The following is a 24980-nucleotide window of genomic DNA, read 5'->3' as shown; positions in this document are numbered from 1 at the left end:
AGGCCCGGTGACCGGTCCGCTCCGTGCCGCAGCCCGCGCGCCCGAACCGCGCACGCTCGTCGACGTGCTCGCGGCCACCACCGCGGCGCACCCGCACGCCCCGGCGGTGGACGACACCGAGACGGTGCTCACCTACACCGAGCTGACGGCGGCGGCCCGCGAGATGGCCGCCGACCTGGCCCGGTCGGGTGTGGTCCCGGGCGACCGGGTCGGCGTCCGCGCGCCGTCGGGCAGCGTCGACCTCTACGTCGCCGTCCTCGGTGTGCTCCTCGCCGGTGCGGCCTACGTGCCCGTCGACGCGGACGACCCGCAGGAACGCGCCGACCTCGTCTTCGGAGAGGCGGCCGTACGCGTCGTCATCGGTTCCGGGCGGCGGATCCGTCCCGCTGCGGGCCCTCCCCCGCCACGGCACCTGGCGAGCGACCCGCCGGGCGGCGCGCTCGGGGCCACCGAGCCGGTGCGGGTCACGCCGTCGCACGACGCCTGGGTGATCTTCACCTCCGGCTCCACCGGCGTGCCCAAGGGCGTGGCGGTCACGCACCGCTCGGCAGCCGCGTTCGTCGACGCCGAGGCGCGGATCTTCGTGCAGGACGACCCGATCCGCCCCGGTGACCGGGTGCTCGCCGGCCTCTCCGTCGCCTTCGACGCCTCGTGCGAGGAGATGTGGCTCGCGTGGCGGCACGGGGCCTGCCTCGTCCCCGCGCCCCGCTCGCTCGTGCGCACCGGCCAGGACCTCGGGCCGTGGCTCGTCGCCCAGGACATCACCGTCGTCTCGACCGTGCCGACGCTCGCCGGGCTGTGGCCGGTGGAGGCCCTCGAGCCCGTGCGGCTGCTCGTCTTCGGCGGCGAGGCGTGCCCGCCCGAGCTGGCGGCACGGCTCGCGACGCCCGGACGGGAGGTGTGGAACACCTACGGCCCCACCGAGGCGACGGTCGTCGCCTGCGCGGCGCGCCTCGACGGCACCGGGCCGGTCCGCATCGGCCTGCCGCTCGACGGCTGGGACCTGGCCGTCGTCGGCCCCGACGACCACCCCGTGCCCGAGGGCGAGACCGGGCAGCTCATCATCGGCGGCGTGGGCCTCGCCCGCTACCTCGACCCGGCCAAGGACGCCGAGAAGTACGCCGCGATGCCGACGCTCGGGTGGGAGCGGGCCTACCGGTCCGGCGATCTCGTCGTCGACGACCCGGCAGGCCTCGTCTTCGTCGGCCGGGCCGACGAGCAGGTCAAGCTCGGCGGTCGCCGGATCGAGCTCGGCGAGATCGACGCCGCCCTGCAGGCCCTGCCCGACGTCGCGGCGGCCGCCGCCGCGGTGCAGGCGACGCCGGCCGGTGGCCAGGTGCTCGTCGGCTACCTCGTCGCCGCGGACTCCGAGCCGCTCGACCTGGCCGCGGCCCGCGAGCGGCTGCGCGAGGAGCTGCCGGCCGCCCTCGTGCCGGTCCTGGCCGCCGTGCCGGCCATCCCGACGCGCACCTCGGGCAAGGTCGACCGCGCGGCGCTGCCTTGGCCGCTGCCGGGCAGCGGCGGCTCCAATGGCGCCGGCGGCGCCTCGGACGGCTCCCGCACCGGCGACGGGCTCGAGGGGACCGCCGCCTGGGTTGCCGGCCACTGGTCGTACGTGCTCGGCACCTCGGTTGGCTCGACCGACGCCGACTTCTTCGCGCTCGGCGGGGGCAGCCTGTCGTCGGCGCGGCTCGTCTCCCTCCTGCGTGAGCGCTACCCCACGGTGACCGTCGCCGACCTGCACGCCCACCCCCGCCTCGGCGCCCAGGTCGAGCTGCTCGAGTCCTTCACACCCGCGGACGGCGCCGACGGACCCGGACCGCCGACGCGTACGGTGCGTCGCATCCCGCGCCGAACCCAGCTGCTGCAGACCCTTGTCTCCGTCGTGCTGCTGACCGTCAAGGGCCTGCAGTGGTTCGTCGGTCTGGCCGTCGTCACCGAGCTGCTGCGCGCGGCCGGGATCGCCGCGTGGCCGCGGCCGGTCTCGTGGTGGGTGCTCGGCGCCGGCATCCTCGCGTTCGTGACGCCCCTGGGGCGGATGGGGATCACGGCCCTGGCCTGCCGGCTGCTGCTGCGCGGCCTCAAGCCGGGCTCCTACCCGCGCGGCGGCTCCGTGCAGATGCGGCTCTGGGCGGCCGAGCGGTTCGCCGACGCGATGGGCGCGGTCACGATGGCGGGCGCCCCGTGGATCGCCTCCTACGCGCGCCTGCTCGGCGCGACGATCGGCGAGGGGGTCGACCTGCACACGGTGCCACCGGTCACCGGGCTGCTGCGGATCGGCAGCGGCGCGAGCATCGAGCCGGAGGTCGACCTGTCCGGCTACTGGATGGACGGCGACGTCGTGCACGTGGGCACGGTCCACATCGGGCGAGACGTGGTGGTGGGGGCCCGCAGCACCATCGGCCCCGACGTGCACATCGGCCGCGGCGCCGTCGTCGAGGCCGGCTCGACCGTGCTCACCTCCGTGCCCGCCGGGCGGGTCGTCGCCGGGTCGCCCGCGCGGCGCGTCCACGACCCCGTCGACCTCGGCTATCCCGACGAGCCCGCGCCGCGCCGGGCCGGCTGGGCCGGGGTGTATGCCGTCTCGGGCGTCCTGCTCTCGCTGCTGCCCTTCGTCGCGGTGGCGCCCGCGCTGCTGCTGCTCGCCCGGTCGCTGCGCGGCACGACCGGGGTCGGCGAGGCGACCGCGACGGCCCTCGTCTGGGCGCCGGTCGTGACCGTCACCGGCATGGCCGGCCTGATGGCGCTGACCGTGGTGCTCGTGCGGCTGCTCGCGATCGGGATGGGCGAGGGGTTCCACCCGGTGCGCAGTCGTGTCGGTTGGCAGGTGTGGTTCACCGAGCGCCTCCTCGACCAGGCCCGGACCCTGCTGTTCCCGCTCTACGCGAGCCTGTTCACCCCGGTGTGGCTGCGCCTGCTCGGGGCGCGCGTCGGGCGCGACGTCGAGGCCTCGACGGTGCTGCTGCTGCCGTCGATGACGACCGTGGCGAGCGGCGCCTTCCTCGCCGACGACACGATGGTGGCCAGCTACGAGATGGCGCGCGGGTGGATGCACATCGCCCCGGTCAAGATCGGCAAGCGCTCCTTCCTCGGCAACAGCGGCATGACGGCGCCGGGTCGGCGGGTGCCGAAGTACGGTCTCGTGGCGGTCCTCTCGGCGGCTCCGGCCAAGTCCAAGGCCGGCTCGAGCTGGCTGGGCAACCCGCCCGTGCGGCTGCGCCGGCCGCCGCAGGGCAACGACGACGAGCGCACCTTCCGGCCACCTCTGCGCCTCAAGGCCCTGCGATCGCTCGTCGAGCTGTGCCGCGTCGTGCCGGTCATGGTGACCGTCGCACTGGCCCTCGGGGTGCTCCTTGCCCTGGAGTCGCTGGCGCTGCGGTGGGGGTGGCTGGTCGCGGCGTTGCTGGGCGGTCTCGTCCTGGCGGCCACCGGGGCGCTCGCCGCCGCGGTCACGACGCTGGCCAAGTGGGTGGTCGTCGGCCGCATCCCCGCGGTCGAGCACCCGCTGTGGAGCTCGTTCGTGTGGCGCAACGAGGTGGTCGACGCGTTCGTCGAGATGGTGGCGGGGCCGTGGTTCGCCTGGACCGCCACCGGCACGCCCGCGATCAACGTCTGGCTGCGCAGCCTCGGCGCCAGCATCGGCCACGGCGTGTGGTGCGAGACGTACTGGCTGCCGGAGGCCGATCTCGTCAGCCTCGGCGACGGGGCGACCGTCAACCGGGGGTGCGTGCTGCAGACGCACCTGTTCCATGATCGGATCATGAGCATGGACACCGTCACCCTCGCCGAGGGCGCCACGCTCGGACCCCACGGGGTCATCCTCCCGGCGGCCTCGATCTCGGCGGCCGCGACGGTCGGGCCCGGGTCCCTGGTGCTGCGCGGCGAGGACGTGCCGGCCGCCAGCAGGTGGACGGGCAACCCCATCGCCCCGTGGCGCGAGAAGCAGGGCGCCTGAATGGGGACCGTCCCCGCCGACGCCAGCCCGACGGCAGCCCAGGTCCTCGACCCCTACACCCCGGAGCGCGGCGACTCGCGGTACCGCGTCGAGCACTACGACCTCGACCTCGACTACCGCGTCTCGAGCAACCGGCTCGGCGGACGCGCCACCCTCACGGTCAGGGCCCTCGTCCGCACCGACATCCTGCGACTCGACCTCGTGGGGCTGCGGGTCGGCAAGGTCGCCGTCGACGGCTCCCCCGCGAAGTGGCGGCACCGTGGTGACGCCCTGACGGTCCGGCTCCCCCGCCCCCTCGAGGTCGACGAGACGGCGGAGGTCGTCGTCGCGTACGCAGGCACCCCGGGTCCGACACGCACGCGCTGGGGCACCCTGGGCTGGGAGGAGCTCGCCGAGGGCGCCCTCGTCGCCTCTCAGCCGACCGGGGCCCCGACGTGGTTCCCCTGCAACGACCACCCCAGCTGCAAGTCGACCTACCGGCTCACCGTCGAGTGCGACTCCCCCTTCGCCGTGACCGCCACCGGGGTGCTCACCGACCTGCGCGTGCGCGGCAGCCGCACGTGCCGCGTCTTCGAGCAGCGGCACCCCATGGCGACCTACCTCGCAGCGGTCCACGTGGGGCGCTACTCCGACCACGTCCTCGCCGAGCGCCCCGTTCCGGTGCACCTCCTCGTCGCCGACCAGCACGCCGCCGACGCCGCGCACGAGCTCGCGAGGCTGCCTGCGATGGTGGCCGTCCTGTCCGAGCGGTTCGGCCCCTATCCCTTCCCCGACTACACCGTCGTCGTGACGCCGGACGACCTCGACATCCCGCTCGAGGCCCAGGGCATGGCGACCTTCGGTGCGAACTGGCTCAAGGGCGACCGGCGACACGAGCGACTGGTTGCGCACGAGCTGGCGCACCAGTGGTTCGGCAACAGCCTGACCCTCGGCACCTGGAGCGACATCTGGCTGCACGAGGGCTTCGCCTGCTATGCCGAGTGGCTGTGGGCCGAGGTCGCCGACGGGGTCCCCGCAGCCGTGAGCGCCCGCGAGCACCACGTGCGACTGGCCCGGCTGCCGCAGGACCTCGTCCTCACCGACCCCGGTCCGCTGGACATGTTCGACGACCGGATCTACAAGCGCGGCGCCCTGACGCTGCACGCGCTGCGCGGGCTCGTCGGCGACACCGCTTTCTTCGACCTGCTCCGGACGTGGACGAGCGAGCACGCCGACGGGACCGTCTGCACGGCCGACTTCGTGGAGCACGCGGCGGGGTATGCCGCCGACCCCGCCGACGTCCGCCGCCTGCTCGGAGCGTGGCTCGAGCACCCGGCGCTGCCGGACCTGGCCTGAGCCGGCCCTCGCGCGCGGATCCGGGCCGCGCCGGGGCTACGCGAAGAGGACGGGCACCGCTGGAACGGCGCGGGCGAGCGCAACGGCGCCCACCAGCGCGTCCTGTGGCCGCGGCGCGTCACCGAACGGCCCACGGGTGGGTCCGACGGCAGGCAGGTCGACCAGGGCCACGGCGGCGTCATCCGGTCCGATCCGTGACACCGTGCCCGGTCGCGGGGCCGGGAACGATGCCGGGTCGACGTCGAGCCCGGCCCCGACGGCCTTGAGCACCGCCTCCTTGCGCGCCCACAGCCGGGCCCGTGAGACCGCGTCGGCGTCGGCCACGTCGTCACGGTGACGCACCACCGTGTCGAACCCGTCGAAGTCCGCCTCGGCGACGACGACCAGGTCGATGCCGACGGGTGCCAGGCGGGTCACGGCCACAGCGACGACCGGATCGGACACGTCGTGGGCGGGGCCGGGCGCAGGTCCGCCGGAATGGGTGACCGACAGGTGCAGCCCGCTGTCGCTCACGACCCGGGGGCGCCCGTGCGCCTCGCCGCACCGCTGGCAGGTCCGGTCGAGCACGACGTCCGCGACCTCCTGTCCCAGCACCTGCCCGACGGCTCGCCGCGCCAGCAGGTAGCCGGCCGCACGCCGGGCCGCGACCGCAGGAGTCCCGGCGTCGCGGACGCGGCGGAGCTCGCAGGCATCGAGCACCTCGAGGTCGCCGGACGAGACGACACGCGGCACGGGGGCCCACCACACCACGACGGCCTCGCGGACGCCGTCGGTGACGGGAACGATGGGCTCGCAGCTCACCCGTCGATGCCGATCGACGGCCCGGGGCTCACGTCGCCACGAGGTCTCGCGATGTCGAGCCGGGCCTGCACGTCGGCGAGCGCTCGCAGCTCCTCCGCGCGGTCCATGAAGGCCATGCTCGGGCCCGGACCTCGCGCGCGCAAGCCGTTCGGCGAAGAGGCCGTCCACCTCGAGGGCCGGCACGGCCATGACGACTGACGGGCGCCTGCGACGAGGCCTCGGGCTCAGGCGCTCTCACCTTCGACGGGTGAGGCGCGATCCACCGACCTATCCGCCCATATGTGCGGATGTCGTTGCGGCACAAGCACTCTCACCACGTGACACTTGTCATGCTCACTGGTTTCCGTGCGCCGTTCTCCTCGCCGTGGATACGGTCAGAGGGAGAAGCGCGGTTGACGGTACGCGTTCACTGTGTGGCGCTGAGGCGCCCGTGCGGTCGCTGGTCGTCGACGAGCGACCGCACCACCGCAGGAGGCGACCCCGATGGGCACGGTCACACCACCCGGCTCCCCCGACGGTCCACATCACGCCGACGCCGCCGGCACCGTGCAGTCCAAGGGACTCAAGCAGGGCGCCCTCGGTCTGCTGTCCAGCATCGTCGTCGGCGTGGCCTCCACCGCCCCGGCCTACTCCCTCGCTGCGAGCCTCGGACTGGTGGTCGCCGCGGGTGCCGGGCTGAAGGCCCCCGCCATCATGCTGCTGGCCTTCGTGCCGATGTACTTCATCGCCGTCGCCTACCGCGAGCTCAACGAGGCCGAGGCCGACTGCGGGACCACGTTCACGTGGGCGACCCGGGCCTTCGGTCCGCTCACGGGATGGATGGGCGGCTGGGGCATCATCGTGGCCGACATCATCGTCATGGCGAACCTCGCGCAGATCGCCGGCACGTACACCTTCCAGCTGCTCGACGAGCTCGGGCTCCACAACACGCTCTCGACGAGCGTGCTGTGGTCGACGGTCGCGGGGCTGGTCTGGATCGCGCTGATGACCTGGATCTGCTACCGCGGGATCGAGATCTCGGCCCGCATCCAGTACGTCCTGCTCAGCATCGAGCTGCTCACGCTGCTGACCTTCGCCGTCGTCGCCCTCGTGCGGGTGTATGCCGGCGATGCCGCTCCCGGGTCAGCGACCCCCAGCTGGTCCTGGCTGTGGCCCGGCGGGCTGTCGCTGACCGACGTCATCGCGCCCGCGGTGCTCATCGCCGTGTTCATCTACTGGGGCTGGGACACCGCAGTGGCCACGAACGAGGAGGCCGACGAACCGGGCCGTACCCCGGGTCGGGCGGCCGTGCTCTCGACGGTGCTGCTGCTCGTGACCTACGTGCTCGTCTCCACCGCGGCCGTCGCCTTCGCCGGCGTGGGCAGCAGCGGCATCGGCCTCGGCAACAGCACCAACGCGAGCGACGTGTTCAACGCCATCGGCCCGACGCTCTACGGCAGCAGCCTCATCGGCCAGGCCGGGATGATCCTGCTGTCGCTGTCGGTCCTCTCCTCGGCCGCGGCGTCGACCCAGACCACGATCCTGCCCACAGCGCGTACGGCCCTGTCGATGGCCGCCTTCCGCGCCATCCCCACCCGCTTCGCCCGGATGCACCCGCGCCACCTCACCCCCACGTGGTCCACCGTCGGCATGGGCCTGGTATCGGCCGCCTTCTATCTGCTCATGACGTGGATCAGCCCCAACATCCTGCTGGCCCTGATCGGCGCCATCGGCCTGCAGATCGCCTTCTACTACGGCCTCACCGGGTTCGCCTGCGCGTGGTTCTACCGGCACACCCTCGCGTCCTCGGCCCGCCACCTGCTCATGCGCGGCATCGTGCCGCTGGTCGGCGGCGTCTTCCTGCTCGTGATGTTCGTCTACGCGACGATCACCTACGCGAACCCGGACTACCTCACCGACGACAACGGGACCCCCATCACGATCTTCGGGATGGGTGCCGTGGCCGTCGTCGGGATCGGCGCGCTCCTGGTGGGCATCCTGCTGCTGGTGGCGCAGCGCCTCAACGACCCGGCGTTCTTCCGGGGCACTACCCTCCCCCGCCGCACCTACGTGCCGCCCTCCGGGGCGGGGCCCCACCGCGCGCGGCGCTGAGGCCCCCACGGGCGCTCCGCGACACGGCACCACCACGGGGTATGCGGAAGATGTGCCCGACGCCCGTCGGCGCGCTCGCCAGCCCCCGGAGATCCAGCATGCACATCCTCGGTGCCGTCCTCGAGGCTCTGAAGACGGCGGGGCTCATGGCGTGGCAGATCCTCTGGCCGCTCGTCCTGGGCTTCACCCTCTCGGGCGTCATCCAGGCGGTCGTGCGGCGTGAGCGAGTCACGGCCTTCCTCTCGGACGACTCTCCGCGGGCGCTGGCGTGGGCCACCGGGCTCGGTGCCGCGTCGTCGTCGTGCTCCTACGCCTCCGTGGCCATCGCCCGCAGCCTCTTCCGCAAGGGCGCGCACCTCACCGCGGCCATGGCCTTCGAGATCGCCTCCACGAACCTCGTCCTCGAGCTCGGCATCATCCTGTGGCTCCTCATGGGCTGGCAGTTCACCCTGGCGGAGTTCGTCGGCGGGCCGCTCATGGTGATCCTCGTCGCGCTGGGCTTCCGCCTGTGGATGCGGGGCAAGGTCGTGGAGGCGGCTCGGGAGCAGGCGGACAAGGGCGTGGCCGGCTCGATGGAGGGCCACGCCGCCATGGACATGTCCGTGTCGAAGGAGGGCAGCTTCCGGCAGCGGCTCTTCTCCTCGGAGGGCCTGACCTCCGTCAGCCACTACTTCGTCATGGACTGGGCCTCGGTGATCCGCGCCATCGTCATCGGCCTGCTCATCGCCGGGGCCTTCGCCGCCTGGGTGCCGACGAGCTGGCTGCAGTCCTTCTTCCTCGAGGGGCACGGGCTGCTGTCCTCGATCTGGGGACCGATCGTCGGGCCGCTGCTGGCGGTGGCCAGCTTCGTGTGCTCGGTCGGCAACGTGCCCCTGGCCGCGGTGCTGTGGAACGGCGGGATCAGCTTCGGCGGCGTCGTCAGCTTCCTGTTCGCCGACCTCATCACGTGCCGATCATCGTGATCTACCGGAAGTACTACGGCGCGAAGGCAGCCATGCGCATCACCGGCACCTTCTACCTCGCCATGGTCCTCGCCGGCTACGTCGTCGAGCTCGTGTTCACGCCCCTTGGGCTCATCCCGCAGGAGCGCAACGCCAGCGTCGTGAGCAGTTCGATCACGTGGAACTACACGACCTGGCTCAACATCGTCATGCTCGTCCTCGCGGCCGTGCTGCTCGTCCGCTTCGTGCGGACCGGCGGCGTGCCGATGCTCCGGATGATGGGCGGCAGCCCCGATGACGGCGACAGCGAGCACGCCGGGCACGAGCAGGCGGGGCGCGAGGACGAGGCCCCCGAGCCGGCCGGCGGGAGGCGCTCGAGCGAAGAGGCGTCGGGATGACCGCGATCGTGTGGTGGGACGCCGCACGGGCGTTCCTCATGGCGCTCGGCCTCTACGCGTTCGTCGTCCTCGCCTTCCGCGCCGGCAAGCGCCGCACCGTGGCCGAGCTCGCGCCCTTCGACCTCGCCGCCGTCATCGCCGTCGGCGCCATCGTGGGCCGCACGGCGACCGGGGGCAACCCGCTGGCCGTCGGGATCACAGCGGTGGCGGGACTGCCCGTCGGTCACGCCGTCGTCTCCCGGCTGCGACACCTGCGGTCCTTCCGCGCACTCGTCGACCACCCCACCTCCGTCCTCGTCGTCGACGGAAGGATCCGGCCCGTGGAGCTGCGACGGTCGGGCCTGACGCGTGGTGACCTCGAGGCCGCGCTTCGCAGCCACGGCGTCCAGGACATCGGCGACGTGGCCGTCGCGGTCTTCGAGACGCGCAACGGCGTCTCGATCCTCACCAAGCACGGTCCGGCACCGCTGTGGCAGCACCTGTCCGACGAGGAGTCGGCGACGGCGTCCTCCGACTGAGCCGCAGACCGGGCAGCGCCCAGGCCCTTCTGACGGGCACACCGGCGTACGCTGCTGGAACCGGCGTACTTGTAACCCACGGGGCCACCGGCCACGAGACGGTAGGTCCAGACATGCAAGACCCCGAGCGCGCAGCGTCCCCGCTGGCCGACCAGTCGGCGCCGGAACGACAGCACAGCAGCCTCGAGATCCCGCCCGAGCAGCCCGTCGAGCAGCTCGAGCCTGCTGAGCCCGTCGAGCGCGTCGGCGGCCTCGTCGACTCGACGCTGCTCGAGGAGATCACCCTGCTGTCCGACGTCATCACCGACGTGGCCGGCTACTCCGGGCACCTCGACCCCGAGGCGGTCGACCACGTGCTCGGCGTCGACGAGCCGGTGAGCTAGCAGGCCCGAGCGACCGCGGCTTCCCAGCCCTCCCGATCGCGCCTGTCGTGCCAGTCCTGCCCGTCGTGCCGGCCGTCACACCCAGCGGCGGACCTGCTTCTTGCGGAACGTGCGCCACTGGCGCTCGAAGTCGGCCTCGGCCTGCTCGGCACGCGCCTGCTCCAGGGCGTGCAGCCGTCCGAAGGTGAACGCGTTCTGCCCGTCGAGGTGGGCCTGCATGCCGTACTCGCGCAGCCGCTGGCGCGCCACCACCGTGTCCTGGTGGATCCCGAGGATCTCCTGGATCTTCTTGGTGTCCGCAGCGAGCGAGCGGGCGCGCTTGCCGAGCACCGGGACGGCCGACTCGGCGGCATACCGCAGCCGCTTGGCCTTCTTGCGCGCCTCGTGGAAGGCCGGGTCGCGGTCGGTCGGGGCAGCCGCCGCCTCGATGGCGCGCACCGCGCGCCGCAGCCTCTTGACGTCCCGGGCCAGCAGGCCGGGCATGACCTTCCTCGCGGGGCGGTCGCCGTCGGAGCGCAGCGGGGGCGACGTGCTGAGCTGCTCGAGCGAGCCCAGGAGCCGCACGTAACGCTCGCTGTCGAGCGCACGGACCGCAGCCTCCCGGCCACTGACGTATGCCGCACCGAGCTCCTCGTCGAGGCGCACCTCGACCGCGCCCACCACCAGCTCCGGGGGCTCGGCGGCGAGCACCGCACCCAGGTGGTCGCGCAGCACCTGCGCGTCCCTCGCCCGCGCGAACTCCTCACCGAGCCAGCGCAGCTCCTCGCGCACCGGGTCGGTGACGGTCGTGTCGAGCAGCGGACGGAAGGTGGTGAGCACCGAACGCAGCCGCCGGGCGGCGATGCGGACCCGGTGCACCGCCTCCGTGCGCTCCGCCCGGACACCGGCGTCCTGCTCGAGGAGCCGGTCCAGGTGCTTGCGCAGCTGCGCGGCCAGCAGCCGCTCGACGCTGGCCTCCTTGCCGGGTGGCGCGGTCGAGCCCGCGCTCTCGGGCAGCTCGCCCAGCACGCGCGCGAGCTTGGAACCGATTGTGGCCACGGTGGCGCCGGCCTCCAGGAGTCGGCGCTCCACGACGTCCAGCAGGTGGGCGGTGCCCGCGACGAGCTCGACCTCCCACTCGCGCCACACCAGCTCCTCCCGGTCCCCGCCGAGGCGCTCGGCGTGGACGCTGTCGTCCGCGACGAGCGCCATGACGGCGCCCCCGACGTCGTGGAGGGGATACTCGCGGCGCCTCGTCTCGATGGTGGCGACCGGCTGCAGGGCCCGGCCCCGGGTCAGCGGGCGCACCCGCAGGACCAAGCTCTCGGGAACTGCGGCCTCCTCGCCGCCCAACGGCTCGCGCAGCTCCGTCCGGGTGTCCGTCCCGGCCGGTAGCTTGAGGTGCCACCCGGCATCCGTGCCGCCGGTGCGGCACCGGAGCGTCACGCCACTGCGCACCAGGTCGAGGTCGGGGGTGTCGAAGTAGACCGCCTCGAGCCGGTGCTCCAGGGGCTTGCCGACGGCGTGAACGCCGTCGGCCTCGGCGAGGTTCGGGAAGACGGTGGCCGCGTCGACGTCGTACTTGCGTTCCGTCTCGTCGTGGTGTGAGGCGCCCATGTGCTGATCCTCGCTCACGCAGCCCGTGCCCGGGCCCGAGTTCGAGCCCGACTTCAGGTTCGTGCCACCGCAGGCGCTTCGTGCCGAGGCGCCGCCAGAGTCGGCACCGCCGGCGTCGACCCGGACCGCCCGCGCGGCCTGCGCAAGGTCACCGAGACCTTCTGAGCGACGCAGGTCTTCCCCACCTCACGGCATGGGGACGGCCGGCTCGCCGGCGAGCGCGGCGGTCATGATGCGCCGCCAGATCGGGGCCGCGTAGCAGGCGCCGGTCATGGCGGTGCAGCTCTTGCCGGCCATGGAGACGTTGAACATCCGGCGCGTCTGGTCGACCGGGTTGCCGACCCAGACCGCGGTCGTCAGCTGCGGCGTGTAGCCGACGAACCACGACTGCGCGTTGCCGTCCGCGGTCCCGGTCTTGCCGGCCGAGGGCCGTCCCTTGAGCTGGTTGAGGATGCCGGAGCCGTGGGTCATGTTGTACATCAGGTACTGCGTCGCCTGACTCACAGAGCCGGCGTCGGCCACCCGGTGGCACGACGGCTGAGAGGCCAGGATCACCTTGCTGCCCTGCGTGATGCTCGTGACCGGCCGCGTCCGGCAGAGCACGCCGCCGGCTGCCAGGGCGGCATACGCGTTGGCGAGGGTCTGCGGCGAGACCTGCTGGGCGCCGAGCACGACCTGGGGCGGGAAGGTGCCGATGGGGGCACCGCTGGCGTCGTGCATCCCGAACGCGGTCATCGTCTTGTGGATCGCGCAGACGCCGATCTTGCTGGCGAGGGCCACGAAGGCGGTGTTGGTGGACTGGGCGGTCGCCTCCATCAGCGGCATGGTCCCACCGCCCCAGGCCGTGTCGTTGTAGACGTGCCACGCGTTGTAGAGGCCGCACGGCTGGGGGAACTGGCTGCGGCTGAAGGTCGCGGCCTGGCTCGGTCCGGCGGCCGGCGCGTCGATGGAGGCGTGGGTGCCCAGCCCCTGCTCCATGGCCGTCACGAGCGAGAACGCCTTTGCCGTCGATCCGAACTGGAAGCCGCGGGACCCCCCGTAGGCCGTGTCGACCGCGTAGTTCACCTCGGTCTGCCCCGCGCTCGCCGAGGTGCCGTATGCCGTGTCCTGTCCGAGCGCGAGCAGGTTGCCGGTGCCCGGCTGCGTGACGTAGGCCGCGGCCGCGACTCCCAGCCCGTTGTTCTCCGGCGCGACGGCGCGCAGGGCCTTGTTCGCGTCCTTCTCGACGGCCGGGTCGAGGGTGGTCTGGACCGTGAGGCCGCCGCGGAAGAGCAGGTCGCGCCTGGCCTGCCGGGTGGGCCCGAGCGCGGGCTGGTCCTCGAGCCAGTTGATGATGAAGGAGCAGAAGTAGGGGTAGGGCGACGCGGGGCAGGTGGCGCGTGGATAGGTCACGTTCAGGTCGGCCGTCACCGGGTGGCGCACGGCCGCACGCATCTGAGCGGTGGTGATGAGTCCGAGCTCGTGCATGCGGCCGAGCACGACGTTGCGGCGGGCCGTCGCCTCCTTCGGGTGGTGCACCGGGTCGGTCGTGCTCGGGCTCTGCACCAGGCCGGCGAGCAGGGCCGCCTCGGGCAGCGTCAGGGCGCTGGCGTGGACCCCGAAGTAGTGCCGGGCGGCCGCCTCCACCCCGTAGGCGCCGTCGCCGTAGTAGGCGAGGTTGAGGTAGCCCTGCAGGATCTCGTCCTTGCTCCACGTGCGCTCGAGGCCTGTGGCATAGCGCAGCTCGGTCAGCTTGCGGGGCAGGGTCTTGGCGACGGCGGCCTCGGCGGCGGCGTTCTTGCCCTCGCGCAGCGCCTGGGCCTGCAGGGTGAGCTTGACGAACTGCTGGGTCAGGGTCGAGGCGCCCTCGCTGGCCGTGCCCGTGCGCACGTCCTGGATGACGGCACGTGTGAGGCCGGTGAGGTCGATCGCCCCGTGGGTGTAGAAGCGGCTGTCCTCGATGGCGACCTGAGCCTGCCGCATGATCGGGGCCACTTGGCTGAGCCTGACGACCTTGCGGTCCTCCTCCTCCGGGGTGGCGATGACCGTGCCGTCGGCGGCGAGGATGCGTGAGCCCTCCGGCAGCTGCTTGACCGTGAACGAGGAGGGCAGCGACATGAACGCCTCGTCGCCGGCCGACGTCAGCGCGCCGAGCGCCGCCACGGAGGGCACCGAGAGCCCGGCCGCCAGCACACCGAGGACGGTGGCGGCGACCAGGAAGGCGACGAGGAGCGGCACCAGCCGGTGCAGTCCCCGTCCACGTCCACGAGCGCGGGCCATGTCTCGACGGTAGGCACGCTCTCTGCGCGCCCGCTGGAACTTCGCCGAGTCCGGCTGTGAAACCCGCCGGGGGCCCTAGAGGCACCCGGAGGTGTCCGGGGCGCGGTCACGCCGTGCACGCTCCGGCATACGGCCACGACGTCATGGCCGGCTCCGGCGACCTAGCCTTGGGGCATGGATCTCGGCCTGGACTTCGGCACGACGCACACGGTGGTCGCCCACGCCGACCGGGGCAACTACCCGGTGGTGGCGTTCCTCGACGAGCAGGGCGACGCCCACGACCACGTCCCCTCCGTCGTCGCGGACGACGGGGGCACGCTGGTCTACGGCTTCGCGGCGCTCGAGGCCGCCCGACGCGGTATGCCGTCCGTCCGCTCCTTCAAGCGCCTGCTGGCCGAGCCTCGGGTGAGTCCGGACACGCCCATGCGCATCGGGGAGCGCGAGGTGCCCCTCTTCGACGTGCTGACCGGCCACTTCGCCGCCGTGCTCGAGGCCCTGCGGTCCTCGTCCGCCGTGGAGGGCCGGCTCGACGGGACGGCCGCGCCCCGCGCCGTGCTCGGCGTGCCGGCGCAGGCCGGGAGCGCCCAGCGGTTCCTCACGCTGGAGGCGTGCCGACGCGCCGGCTTCGAGGTCGCGGGCCTGGTCAACGAGCCCTCGGCGGCCAGCTTCGAGTTCGCGCACCGCCAGGCCCGCTCGATCACCTCGCGGCGCGACCTCGTCATCGTCTACGACCTCGGCGGCGGGACCTTCGACGCGTCGCTCCTGCGGCTGTCCGGCACCCGGCACGAGGTGCTCGACTCGTTCGGCGTCAACCGGCTCGGCGGCGACGACTTCGACGAGGCGCTGGCCACCACCGCCCTGCAGCTGGCCGGCCGCTCGCGCACCGCCCTGGCCGACGACGCCTGGGACGAGCTGCTCGACGACTGCCGCGAGGCCAAGGAGCGCATCGGGCCGCAGTCGCGCCGCGTCGTCGTCGAGGTCCCCGGTGGCGACGGTGAGACCGGCACCGGATCCGGCACCGCCGTGACGGTGCCCGTCGACGACTTCTACGCCGCGGTGACGCCGCTCGTGGCGGCGACCACCGAGGCGATGGAGCCGCTCGTGCAGTCGCTGGGATCGCCCGAGGACGACGTCGATGAGCTGCAGGGCGTGGCCGGCATCTACATCGTCGGCGGCGCGAGCGGGCTGCCGCTGGTCCCCCGGCTGCTGCGGTCACGCTTCGGGCGCCGGGTGCATCGGTCACCCATGCCGAGCGCGTCCACTGCCGTCGGGCTCGCGATCGCCGCCGACCCCGACGTTGGGTTCTCGCTGCGCGACCGGCTCTCCCGCGGCTTCGGCGTCTTCCGGGAGCGCGAGGCGGGGGCCGCCGTGTCGTTCGACCCGGTGCTCGACCGGTCGCTCCCGACGGCAGACGCGCTCGGCGAGCCGGCCTCCGCCGAGCCGGTGGTGGTGACCCGCCGCTACCGGGCGGCCCACAACATCGGCTGGTTCCGCTTCGTGGAGTACTCCTCGGTCGACGACCAGGGCGAGCCGCGGGGCGACCTCGCACCGGTGGCCGAGATCGTCTTCCCGTTCGACCCCGAGCTGCAGGCCCGTGACGGGCGCTCCGGTGGTGGCACCGACGGGTCGCACCTGGCCACGGTGCCCATCGTTCGCAGGGAGGCCGGGCCCCTGCTCGAGGAGCGCTACACCGTCGACCCGGCCGGCATCATCGAGCTGTCGCTGACCGACCTGACGACCGGCTACCGGCAGGAGCACGTGTTCCGCGCCTGAGCCGGACCGCCGCCGACGGCGCGGCGGCCTCGTCGTCCCGGTGTGCCGGTCAGGTCAGCCGGACGGCGAGCATGCAGACGTCGTCGGCGCGCTCGGGAGCATCCAGCAGCCCTCGCTCTGCGACGGCGCACAGCTCGTCGGCCGTGCCGGTCGCCGCCTCCGCGAGGGCGTCCGTCAGGGCCGTCAGCCCTTCGTCGAGCGAGCGGCCACGGCTCTCGATCAGGCCGTCGCTGTAGAGCAGCAGGCCGCACGGGCGCGCCAGCGCGCGCTCGGCCGTCGCGTAGCGTGCCGACGCGACCGCTCCCAGCAGCAGGCCCCCGGCGGCGTCCAGCAGCTCGGGCGCACCACCGTCGACCAGGACGGGGGGCGGGTGGCCCGCGGACGCGTACGCCAGCCGCCCGGTCGCCAGCTCGAGCCGGCCGTAGAACACCGTGGCCAGCGTGTCCGGCAGCAGGCGCCGCACCGCCCGGTCGGTCCGTTCCAGCACGCTGCCGGGGTCCGAGTCGTCGACGGCGTAGGCGCGGAGCGCGTTGCGCACCTGGCCCATGGCCGAGGCGGACCCCAGGTCGTGGCCGACGACGTCACCGATGACGAGCGCGAGCCGGTCGTCGTCGACGAGGAACGCGTCGTACCAGTCACCGCCCACCTGCGTCCCCTCGGTGGCCGGCAGGTAGCGCAGGGCGAGGTCGAGTCCCGCCAGCGCCGGGAGCGCCTCCGGCAGCACCGCCCGCTGGAGGGTCTGGGCGACGCTGTGGTCCCGGGCGAACTCCTCGAGGTTGGCCAGTCCTGCGCCGAGCCGCCGTCCCAGCTCCTCGACGACCTGGACGTCGGAGGCACCGAACGGCGTGCGGTCGCCGCTGCGGCCCACGATCAGCAGCCCCGCCCGCCTGGTGTGCGTGACCAGGGGGACGGTGACGAGGCTGTTGGCCGACAGCTGCTCCATCGCCGTGGCCAGTCCCGTCCCGGAGGCCGCCCAGCCGCTGCGGGCGGCACGTCCCGGCCGCAGCAGCTGGGCGCCGGTGGCGGTGAACGCCGTCTCCAGCGTCCATCCGCGACCCGGTCGGGACGAGTTCGGCCGATCCACCGCCTCGACGAGGCTGCGACGCTCGGGGGCCACGTGGTCGGCTGCCGCGACGGTCAACCGCCCGGACCGGTCGGGCAGCAGGACGGCCACGAAGTCACCGATGACGGGCACGATGAGACCTACCGACTGCTGAAGCATCTGACGTGGGTCGTGCGTGGCGGCCACCACCGCGCCGGCACGGAGCAGCAGCCCCAGCCGCTCCTCGACCTGCTGCGCCTGGGCCCGGGCGCCTTCGGCGGCCGACCGCAGCCGCGCCCGTTCGGCCTCGGCCGCGTGCCGCTCGGACTGGTCGAGGATGAAGGTGATCCACTGCAGCGGCTCGTGCCCGATCACGGCGGCCCCGAGCAGGATGGGCACCCGGTGCCCGTCGACGTGGAGGTACTCCTTTTCGAAGGGACGGCACGACCCGGTCGACCGCAGCTGCTCCAGTGCGGCGGCGTCGAGCGGCGCCCACTCGGGCGGCGTCATCTCGGGCCACCGGATGCGACCGGCCGCCAGGTCATCCGTGGTGTAGCCGAGCATCCGCAGGAAGGCCCCGTTGGCGTCGAGGATCCGGCTCTCGTCGGCCAGCACGATGCCGAGGACATCCGCGTCGCGCAGGCGGCCGATGAGCCTGTCCCGTTCCTGGAGGGCAGCGGCGGTGTGCCGCTGCAGGGTGACGTCCTCGAACATCGCGTAGACGCGCCGCGGCCGCCCATCGGGGCCGAAGCTGTCCGGCACGGCGGTCACGGACAGCCAGCGACGCTCACCCGTCCTGCCGTGCCGGACGCCCATGACCTGCCCGCGCACGGTGGTGCCGGTGCGCAGCGCCACCGCCGCCGGGTGCTCGTCACCGGCGAACGGGAAGCCGTCTTCCCGGACGGCATTCCACTGCTCGTCCTCCGGGCCCAGACCCACGAGCCGCTCGGGGTCGACACCGAGCATCTCCCCCGCCGCGGGGTTGGCGGCGATGATCCTCCCGTCCGCACCGTGGTAGACCACGCCCTGCACCATCGTCCGGAACAGGCTCTGGTAGCGCTCCTGCTCCTCGGCCACCTGCTGCGCGAGCTGCTCGAGCCGCTGCCGGTCGTGCACGTGCTCACTGACGTCGGCGGCCTGCACCAGCACTCCGCCGGGCACGCCGCCCTGGTCGCGCACCGGCTGGCAGACGAGGTCGACGAACCGCTCGAGGGCCCTCCCGCCGGGGTCGGTCACCAGGAGTCGGGACTCATCGGCGTGCTGTGCCTCGCCGGTGCGCAGCACGCGGTCCAGCAGCTCGACGTAGCCCTGTCGCTCCAGCTCCGGCAGCGCCTCGCGGATGGTCGCGCCCTCCACCAGCCGTCCCCCGACGAGGCGCCGGAAGGCGTCGTTGGTGAGCTCGAACCGGTGCTCCGGACCGCTCAGGTAGGCCACCGCTGCCGGCAGCTCGGCCAGCAGCTCACCGATGAGCTCGGCGCCCAAGCGTGGGCCGTTCTCGTGGATGGAAACCACCGACACCTCCCCCACCCGGGCAGCAGCAGGAACGACCGTGGCCCTCGGCGTGGCCAGTGGGAACAAGGGTCGCGCACCCGGCCGGTGTCGTCCTCGGAATGGACACGAACGCTCGACGGGTCTGCGGCCGACGGTGTGCGGCCGCCGGGTTCGCTCGCCGAAAAATGGCATGCCGGTCCCACGCGACGGCGCTACGTTCTCGTCGACGATTCCGAAGGAGCAGACCGATGACGACACGCACCTACCGCGTCCAGGTGGCCGGTCAGTTCGCTGGGCTGAGCCCGGAGCTTGCGGCCCAGCTCCGCCGCGAGCAGGCCGACCACGACGTACTCGTCTCGGCTTTCACTTCGGAGGGCTCCTTCACCTACACCTCCAGCCTGACCCGCTTCACCCTGCGCTACCTGCTCGAGCTCCAGGAGGGATCGGCAGCCGAAGCGGACGAGATCGCGCCGGCCGAGGGCGAGCTGCGTGCGGCCGACTTCCTCGACAGCCGCGGCATCACGCACCAGCCGCTCAGCGTCTCGGCTGTCTGCCTGCAGGACGTCAAGCCCCGCCGCCGCTGAGGAGCCTCAGACGCCGTCGGCGACCAGCAGGTGAAGGGCGGCACCGACGGCCATCGCGGTCTCGTCGTAGACCACGTCGTCGGAGTGGTTGAAGGAGGTGTTGCCGGGCCCCTGCGCGCCGAGATACACCATCGCCCCCGGCCAGCGATGGAGGAAATAGGCGAAGTCCTCGATGACCATCGACGGCGCCGACATCCTCGTCACGCTCGCGGAGATGTCGGCCTCGCTCAGCCGCGAGATGAGACGGCTCGTGAATGCCGAGTCGTTGACGACCGCGGGATACCCCTCGTGGATCGTCACGTCCCCGCTCAGGCCATGCCTGTCGACGACTCCGGAGACGATGCCATCCAGACGCTCCATCAGGGCCGCCCGTGATCGGGGGCTGAGACTGCGCAGAGTGCCGCGAAGGCGACCGTAGGCGGGGATCACATTGACGGTGTTGCCGATCCGGCTCTCGGTCACCGTTGCGACCACGGCGTCGGCCTCCGAGAGCTCTGCGACGGCGCGCCTGAGGGATGCTGTGATCTCAGCCGCCGCTTCCACCGGGTTCCCGACGAGGTGAGGTTGGCTCGCGTGACCTCCTGGGCCGCGCAGCTCGATCGTGAACCAGTCTCCGTAGGCCATGAAGACATCGGGTCGCCAGAGAACCTGTCCCGGAGGCGCCGTGGCGTGGACGTGCACCGCGAAGGCCTGGGCCTTGCCGCTGAGGCGCAGGTTCGCGTGCTCGAGGACGGCCAGGGCCCCTCGATCCGACTCCTCCCCCGGCTGGAAGACGAGGACGGTGTCCCTGCAAGGCGGCGTCTTGGTGAGCACCTTCGCCGCTCCCAGCAACATGGACATGTGCAGGTCGTGCCCACACGCGTGCATGGCCCCCTCGTTGAGCGACGGGTAGGGCACGACGGCCCGCTCGGTCACAGGAAGCGCATCCATGTCTGCACGCAGGACCGCGGTGACGCCGTCCGGAGCGCTGCCGGCGATTCGAGCGCTGAGCCCGCCCGCGGCGTGCGCCTCGACATCCAGGCCGAGGTCACGGAGGACGCGCGCGACGTAGTCGTGCGTCTCCGGAAGATCGAGACCCACCTCGGGGTGCTGGTGCAGGTGTCGCCGGTGGGCGACCATCCACGCGAGCGTGTCTCGCGCCTGTTCCAGACGGGTCACAGCGACCTGGCGTCCGCTGAGCCAGGGGGATGTGCCGCGGGGTCGGGCTGGGCACCACGGTGCAGCGTGCTCCGCCCGGCGACCTCGATGGCGCTCTCGACGCTCTCCCGCAAGGTACGTCCTCGAGCTATCCCGAACGCGAGCGCACCGCAGAAGGCGTCTCCGGCCCCTGTCGTGTCGACCGGTTCGACCCGTAGCGCCGGGAGGTGCTCCGGGTCGCTGCCCGGCTCACGCACCATGGCCCCGTCAGAACCGAGAGTCACGACAACCGAACCCTCGAACGCGAGGCTGTCCAGGCACTCCCTCACCTGCGCCAGGGTGCGCGGCTCCTCCTCACCGGCCAGCTGCCCCAGCTCCTTGCGGTTGGGGACGAGCACGTCGACGCGGCGCAACAGGTTCTCCAGAACCCTCCCGTCGGGAGGCATCGGTGCCGGGTTGAGCACCAGGACCGCGTCGCCGGCGATGACGGCAGCAGCCGCTTCAAGTGCTGCCACAGGGACTTCGAGCTGCGCGAGCACCACTTTCGCGGAGGTGCCCGAGAGCACGTGTCGCACCCAGAGCCCATCCAGCAGCGCGTTGGCCCCGGGCTCGACCACGATGAGGTTCTCACCCGAGTCGTCCACGAGGATCATGGCCGTTCCCGTGTCGCTTCCCTCGAGCTGCGCCACCCCGGCGACATCGACATCGAGACCGCTCAGGTGCTGGAGATAGCTCAGTCCCTGCTCGTCCTGACCTACCGCTCCGACGAACTGGACCTCGGCACCGAGCGCAGCGGCCGCCACGGCCTGGTTGCCTCCCTTGCCGCCGAAGGAGCGGGCCCGGTCGACGGCCAGGACGGTCTCGCCGGGAACCGGCATCATCCTGACCCGGTAGCTGACGTCGACGTTGAGTGACCCGACGACGCTGATGAGGCTCACGGGCGGCGTCCGACTCGGTCGATCGCTTCGATGACGAGATCCCAGTAGCGGCCGGCGTCGAGGGTCATGGCGACCTGGCAGTTGGGACGTTCCTCTGCATACCGGTGGTGGAGGTCCACGACCGTCGTCCCTCGCGTCCACCTACCGTCCAGCTCCACCGCCACGAACGCCTCACGCCACGAAATGACATCGGGATCGATCAGGGCAGCAATGGTGCACGGGTCGTGCACAGGCGGCGCGTCGAACTCCCACACCTTGTTGTAGGAGTCGCCGAAGAAGCCCATCCACGCCGCCGACGTCTGACCCACCGTGTGATCCATGGCGGCCATCCGCCTGACCACTTCAGGCGTGGCGAGGGCCTGGTGCGTGAGGTTGAGGCCCACCATCCGGACCGGCAACCCACTCCGCAGGACGACGTCGAGGGCTTCGGGATCTGCGAACGTGTTGAACTCAGCGGTGGGCGTGTGGTTCCCGCGCTCCGTGGAACCACCCATGAAGATGATCTCCGCGATGCCGTCCTTGACCTGAGCGTGGTCGAGCAGGAGCTGGGCCACGTTGGTGATCGGTCCAGTGGCTGCCACCGTCACCGGCTCGTCACTCGACTCGATGACACGCCGGAGCAGCTCCACCGCCCCCTCCTGCGCCACCTCGAACGCTGGATCGGGCATCGCAGGACCGTCCAGCCCGCTGGCCCCGTGCACGTAGTTGCCCAGCGTGGACACCCCGTCCAGCGCGCCGGCCGCTCCACGCGCCACCGGCACGTCGGTGACGCCGGCCAAGGTGAGGATCTGGACCGCGTTGCGCGTGGCATCGTCGACGGAGCAGTTCCCGAAGGTCGTGGTGACCGCCCGGAGATCGATCTGCGGCGACCCGACCGCAAGCAACAGGGCCACCGCGTCGTCGTGCCCGGGGTCGCAGTCGATGACCAGGGGGCGCGCAGACGTCACGATGCGCGCCCCGCACCGAGCCAGCGCAGCATGGATCCCACGAGCGGAGCGAAGCCCTCCCACTCGAGGAACTCCGTGGGGCACCAGTGCGGACCGATGTCGGATGTCCACACGAGCGACCGACCCTGCCCGAACTCCCGCGTGGCGATCAGCACGTCGTCGTCCACGGTGGCGACAACCTGCGCGTCCGGCTTGGCGGTCACGACGTTGTATCCCAGCAGCTGCGGGGCCTCCCCCGGCCACGCTGCTGCGATCTCGTGCTCGCGCGCAACCACGCGGCATACGGCGCCCTGGGGCGTCTCCGCACGGTCGTCGCTCGTCAGCATGTCGACCGGGAGCACCTCGGCGATGGGGCTGCGCGCGAAGTTGGCGCGAGCCTGGAAGCCCTGGAAGCTCAGATAGCCGCCGGCCATCATGAGCCCACCGCCGGCGCGGGTCCACTCGACGAGGGAGACGAGGGCGTTCTCGGTGCGCTCGCCGCGCAACCACACGGAATTCGGCAGGACGAACGAGTTGTAGCCGATGTCGGAGAGGACGACGACGTCGTACGCCGACAGGGCCTCGACGGTGCGCGGGAAGCGGTCAGGCACGTCGTGGGCGTACATCTGGTCGACCTCGATGCCTTGGGAGCGGGCGGCCTCGATGAAGGCGTCCGCCCCCGTCTCGAACGTGGTCGACGAGAAGCTGTCGAACCCCTTGTAGTGGGTCGACTGCGAAATCCAGCTCTCGCCGGCGAGCAGCACGCGCGCCATGTCAGTTCTCCTTCTGTGCGGTCTCGAAAAGAGTGCGGGGGTTGGTGATCAGCAAGTGGTCGATGTCGGCAGCGGTCATGCCGAGGCGGCGTAGCCGCGGGACGAAGTACTGCAGGATGTGGCCATAGCCCGGTCCGCCGTAGTGGCGCAGCAGCGACTTGACGAAGATGTCCTGGGAGATCAGCAGTCGCGAGAGATGGCCTGCCTCGGCGAGGCGGCAGAGCCATTGCGCGTTCTCCTCGTCGGAGGGGCACTGCACGCCCTGGTCGGCATAGAAGACCTCCATGCCGATCATGTCGTACTGCACCCAGGCGCCCCGTCGGAGCAGCTCCATCTGGTAGTCGAGGTCGTCACCGGACGGGCCCATGTGGCAGAGCACGACCGCTGCGGGGTCGACGCCGTGGCGTTCTGCGAGGTCCAGCACCTCTCCGCCGCGACGGAACCATCCCGGCAGGTGCACCTCGACGGGCAGACCCAGTTCCCGCTGTGCGCGCAGCGCACCCTCGAGGCTTGCCCGCTCCGCCGGCGTGAAGTCGGCACTCACCCCGATCTCACCGATGATGCCCGGCCGGATCCCGTCGACTCCCTCGCTCACGTCCTCCACGATGTGCTCTGCGATGGCCTCCGGCGACAGCCCCTTGACCTGCTGGGGCATGGCGCCGTCGAGGTAGTAGCCGGTGCCGGCGACGACTCGCACTCCGGTGCGCTCACTGACGCGGCGCAGCAGTGGCAGGTCACGGCCGATCCCCAGGCCGGTCGCGTCGATGATCGTCGAGCCGCCGAGGCCGGCGAACCGTCCGACCTCGGCGACGGCGAGCTCCTCGTCGTCGAGGCGGCAGTTGTCCCGGTTGCCGAAGGGGTCCTGCTTGAGGTCCCAGACGATGTCCATCGTCACGGGATGCTCGGCGAACTGCTCTGGATCCCAGCCGGTGGAGCAGGTGGGCTGCCACCACGACGTGACGTCGTTGACGATGTGCTCGTGGGTGAGCGTCGTGCCGAGGTCGGCCGCATCCACCGGGCCGGTGACGGTCATGACCGTCGTCATCGGCGTGACCTCACGAGTCGACCGAAGAGCTTGCTGTTGAGGAAGATGGCGACGATGAGGATGATGCCCTGGACGATCGGCACCCAGTAGACGTCGACCTTGAGCAGGACGAGACCGTTGCTGATGATGCCGAGCGTGAGTGCGCCGATCGCGGACCCGAGGATCGAACCACGTCCACCCATCAGGCTGGTGCCGCCGAGCACGACAGCGGTGATGACCTCGAGCTCGAACGCGGTGCCGGAGTTGGACGAGCCACTGCCGAGCCTGGTGGCCGTGATGATGCCGGCACCTGCCGCGAGGATCCCGGTGATGACGAGCACCGCCATCTGGATTCGTCGGATGTCCACGCCGGAACGCCGCAACGACTCGGCGTTCGAGCCAACCGCCGTCACGTAGCGCCCGAAGCGCGTGCGCGTGAAGACGTACCAGGCGATGACGACGATCGCGATCGCGATCCACGTCGGGGTGTAGAGGCCCAGCAGCTTGCCGTTCCCGATGGGCAGCAGGACCGTCGAGTCGATCGGGGTGCTGTAGCCCTGCGTGATGAGCAGCGCGATACCGCGCACCGCGGTGAGCGCCGCCAGCGTCACGATGAACGACTGCAGCCGGCCGTATGCGGTGAGGGCGCCGTTGATCGCGCCGATGACTCCGCCGATGAGCAGGGTCAGGAGCAGCGCGACGATCGGGTTCCCGGACTTGGCGAAGATCGCGAGCGCCGACGCGGTCAGACCCACGATGGATCCGACCGACAGGTCGATCGCACCGGTCGTGATCACGTAGGTCATGCCCATGGCGACCACCACTGTGGGGGCGATCTGCCGAGCGATGTTGACGAGGTTCTCACCGGTCAGGAACGCGTCGGCGCGGGCGCTGAAGAAGAGGAACAGCACCGCGAAGACGACGGAGATGGACAGCACTCCGAAGTGTCGACCGATGAACTCGGTGCGGGCGCCACGGGACAGCCGGGCGGTCTTGGTGATCGTGGTCACGGACG

Annotated in this window: 19 protein-coding genes; 9 read left to right on the top strand and 10 right to left on the bottom strand. The window is 72.0% G+C overall.

The window, feature by feature from the left end; translation table 11 throughout:
- Positions 1–7 precede the first annotated feature (7 nt).
- A complete protein-coding gene (locus AB0316_RS18345) occupies positions 8–3955 on the top strand; it encodes a Pls/PosA family non-ribosomal peptide synthetase (RefSeq protein ID WP_366274488.1) in 3948 nt (1315 codons plus the stop codon).
- A complete protein-coding gene (locus AB0316_RS18340) occupies positions 3956–5290 on the top strand; it encodes a M1 family metallopeptidase (protein ID WP_366274487.1) in 1335 nt (444 codons plus the stop codon).
- 36 nt (positions 5291–5326) lie between these two features.
- Here the strand turns inward: AB0316_RS18340 and AB0316_RS18335 are convergent, their stop codons facing one another.
- Complete coding sequence (locus tag AB0316_RS18335; RefSeq protein WP_366274486.1) at positions 5327–6091, bottom strand: 4'-phosphopantetheinyl transferase superfamily protein; 765 nt, start codon at positions 6089–6091, stop codon at positions 5327–5329.
- 483 nt (positions 6092–6574) lie between these two features.
- Here AB0316_RS18335 and AB0316_RS18330 point away from each other — a divergent pair, with 483 nt between their 5' ends.
- The 5 genes from AB0316_RS18330 to AB0316_RS18310 all read left to right on the top strand — a co-directional run bounded on the left by AB0316_RS18330 (position 6575) and on the right by AB0316_RS18310 (position 10422).
- Positions 6575–8182, top strand: coding sequence for an APC family permease (locus AB0316_RS18330; RefSeq protein WP_366274485.1), 1608 nt, complete (start codon positions 6575–6577; stop codon positions 8180–8182).
- A 98-nt stretch (positions 8183–8280) separates the two neighbouring features.
- Positions 8281–9144, top strand: a complete 864-nt coding sequence (locus AB0316_RS18325) for a permease (RefSeq protein ID WP_366274484.1) — start codon at positions 8281–8283, stop codon at positions 9142–9144.
- Positions 9129–9521 (top strand): hypothetical protein, encoded by a 393-nt coding sequence (locus AB0316_RS18320; protein WP_366274483.1) that lies wholly within the window; start codon positions 9129–9131, stop codon positions 9519–9521. Before AB0316_RS18325 ends, AB0316_RS18320 begins: the two co-directional genes overlap by 16 nt.
- Positions 9518–10039 (top strand): YetF domain-containing protein, encoded by a 522-nt coding sequence (locus AB0316_RS18315; protein WP_366274482.1) that lies wholly within the window; start codon positions 9518–9520, stop codon positions 10037–10039. The genes AB0316_RS18320 and AB0316_RS18315 overlap by 4 nt, the downstream gene beginning before the upstream one ends.
- Positions 10040–10152: 113 nt before the next feature.
- Complete coding sequence (locus AB0316_RS18310) at positions 10153–10422, top strand: hypothetical protein (protein WP_366274481.1); 270 nt, start codon at positions 10153–10155, stop codon at positions 10420–10422.
- A 75-nt stretch (positions 10423–10497) separates the two neighbouring features.
- On the opposite strand, the gene AB0316_RS18305 is transcribed toward AB0316_RS18310, so the two are convergent.
- Complete coding sequence (locus AB0316_RS18305; protein ID WP_366274480.1) at positions 10498–12018, bottom strand: CYTH and CHAD domain-containing protein; 1521 nt, start codon at positions 12016–12018, stop codon at positions 10498–10500.
- Positions 12019–12204: 186 nt separating this feature from the next.
- Positions 12205–14277, bottom strand: a complete 2073-nt coding sequence (locus AB0316_RS18300; protein ID WP_366274479.1) for a transglycosylase domain-containing protein — start codon at positions 14275–14277, stop codon at positions 12205–12207.
- Positions 14278–14451: 174 nt separating this feature from the next.
- On the opposite strand from AB0316_RS18300, the gene AB0316_RS18295 reads away from it, so the two are divergent.
- Positions 14452–16050 carry an Hsp70 family protein gene (locus AB0316_RS18295; RefSeq protein ID WP_366274478.1) on the top strand — a complete coding sequence of 533 codons (1599 nt, stop codon included), beginning with the start codon at positions 14452–14454 and terminating at the stop codon, positions 16048–16050.
- Between the two features lie 49 nt (positions 16051–16099).
- On the opposite strand, the gene AB0316_RS18290 is transcribed toward AB0316_RS18295, so the two are convergent.
- Positions 16100–18604, bottom strand: coding sequence for a SpoIIE family protein phosphatase (locus AB0316_RS18290; RefSeq protein WP_366274477.1), 2505 nt, complete (start codon positions 18602–18604; stop codon positions 16100–16102).
- A 227-nt stretch (positions 18605–18831) separates the two neighbouring features.
- Between AB0316_RS18290 and AB0316_RS18285 the strand changes: the two genes are divergently transcribed.
- Positions 18832–19167 carry a DUF6204 family protein gene (locus tag AB0316_RS18285; protein WP_366274476.1) on the top strand — a complete coding sequence of 112 codons (336 nt, stop codon included), beginning with the start codon at positions 18832–18834 and terminating at the stop codon, positions 19165–19167.
- Between the two features lie 6 nt (positions 19168–19173).
- On the opposite strand, the gene AB0316_RS18280 is transcribed toward AB0316_RS18285, so the two are convergent.
- From AB0316_RS18280 to AB0316_RS18255, 6 genes are read right to left on the bottom strand one after another with little or no spacing between them, the layout of a single operon-like run.
- A complete protein-coding gene (locus AB0316_RS18280; protein WP_366274475.1) occupies positions 19174–20286 on the bottom strand; it encodes a M20 family metallopeptidase in 1113 nt (370 codons plus the stop codon).
- Between the two features lie 35 nt (positions 20287–20321).
- Positions 20322–21242, bottom strand: a complete 921-nt coding sequence (locus AB0316_RS18275; RefSeq protein WP_366274474.1) for a ribokinase — start codon at positions 21240–21242, stop codon at positions 20322–20324.
- Complete coding sequence (locus AB0316_RS18270) at positions 21239–22189, bottom strand: nucleoside hydrolase (protein ID WP_366274473.1); 951 nt, start codon at positions 22187–22189, stop codon at positions 21239–21241. Before AB0316_RS18270 ends, AB0316_RS18275 begins: the two co-directional genes overlap by 4 nt.
- On the bottom strand, positions 22186–22941 hold the full coding sequence (locus tag AB0316_RS18265) for a glutamine amidotransferase (protein WP_366274472.1): 756 nt from the start codon (positions 22939–22941) through the stop codon (positions 22186–22188). The genes AB0316_RS18270 and AB0316_RS18265 overlap by 4 nt, the downstream gene beginning before the upstream one ends.
- A gap of 1 nt (position 22942) precedes the next feature.
- Entirely contained in the window at positions 22943–23986 is a 1044-nt protein-coding gene (locus tag AB0316_RS18260) for a phosphotriesterase-related protein (RefSeq protein WP_366274471.1), read from the bottom strand.
- Complete coding sequence (locus AB0316_RS18255; protein WP_366274470.1) at positions 23983–24975, bottom strand: ABC transporter permease; 993 nt, start codon at positions 24973–24975, stop codon at positions 23983–23985. The genes AB0316_RS18260 and AB0316_RS18255 overlap by 4 nt, the downstream gene beginning before the upstream one ends.
- Between the last annotated feature and the right edge of the window lie 5 nt (positions 24976–24980).

Source organism: Terrabacter sp. NPDC080008 (assembly GCF_040702505.1).
GTDB lineage: Bacteria > Actinomycetota > Actinomycetes > Actinomycetales > Dermatophilaceae > Terrabacter.
Note: the sequence above shows the minus strand (reverse complement) of the source record. Positions and strands in the feature narration are given on the sequence as shown.

Excerpts from the sequence above, each read along its gene's own strand:
- AB0316_RS18310 (WP_366274481.1), top strand. The coding sequence starts at position 10,153 with ATGCAAGACCCCGAGCGCGCAGCGTCCCCGCTGGCCGACCAGTCGGCG.
- AB0316_RS18280 (WP_366274475.1), bottom strand. The coding sequence starts at position 20,286 with ATGGTCGCCCACCGGCGACACCTGCACCAGCACCCCGAGGTGGGTCTC.
- AB0316_RS18340 (WP_366274487.1), top strand. The coding sequence starts at position 3,956 with ATGGGGACCGTCCCCGCCGACGCCAGCCCGACGGCAGCCCAGGTCCTC.
- AB0316_RS18285 (WP_366274476.1), top strand. The coding sequence starts at position 18,832 with ATGACGACACGCACCTACCGCGTCCAGGTGGCCGGTCAGTTCGCTGGG.
- AB0316_RS18300 (WP_366274479.1), bottom strand. The coding sequence starts at position 14,277 with ATGGCCCGCGCTCGTGGACGTGGACGGGGACTGCACCGGCTGGTGCCG.
- AB0316_RS18325 (WP_366274484.1), top strand. The coding sequence starts at position 8,281 with ATGCACATCCTCGGTGCCGTCCTCGAGGCTCTGAAGACGGCGGGGCTC.
- AB0316_RS18265 (WP_366274472.1), bottom strand. The coding sequence starts at position 22,941 with ATGGCGCGCGTGCTGCTCGCCGGCGAGAGCTGGATTTCGCAGTCGACC.
- AB0316_RS18315 (WP_366274482.1), top strand. The coding sequence starts at position 9,518 with ATGACCGCGATCGTGTGGTGGGACGCCGCACGGGCGTTCCTCATGGCG.
- AB0316_RS18260 (WP_366274471.1), bottom strand. The coding sequence starts at position 23,986 with ATGACGACGGTCATGACCGTCACCGGCCCGGTGGATGCGGCCGACCTC.
- AB0316_RS18305 (WP_366274480.1), bottom strand. The coding sequence starts at position 12,018 with ATGGGCGCCTCACACCACGACGAGACGGAACGCAAGTACGACGTCGAC.
- AB0316_RS18295 (WP_366274478.1), top strand. The coding sequence starts at position 14,452 with ATGGATCTCGGCCTGGACTTCGGCACGACGCACACGGTGGTCGCCCAC.
- AB0316_RS18330 (WP_366274485.1), top strand. The coding sequence starts at position 6,575 with ATGGGCACGGTCACACCACCCGGCTCCCCCGACGGTCCACATCACGCC.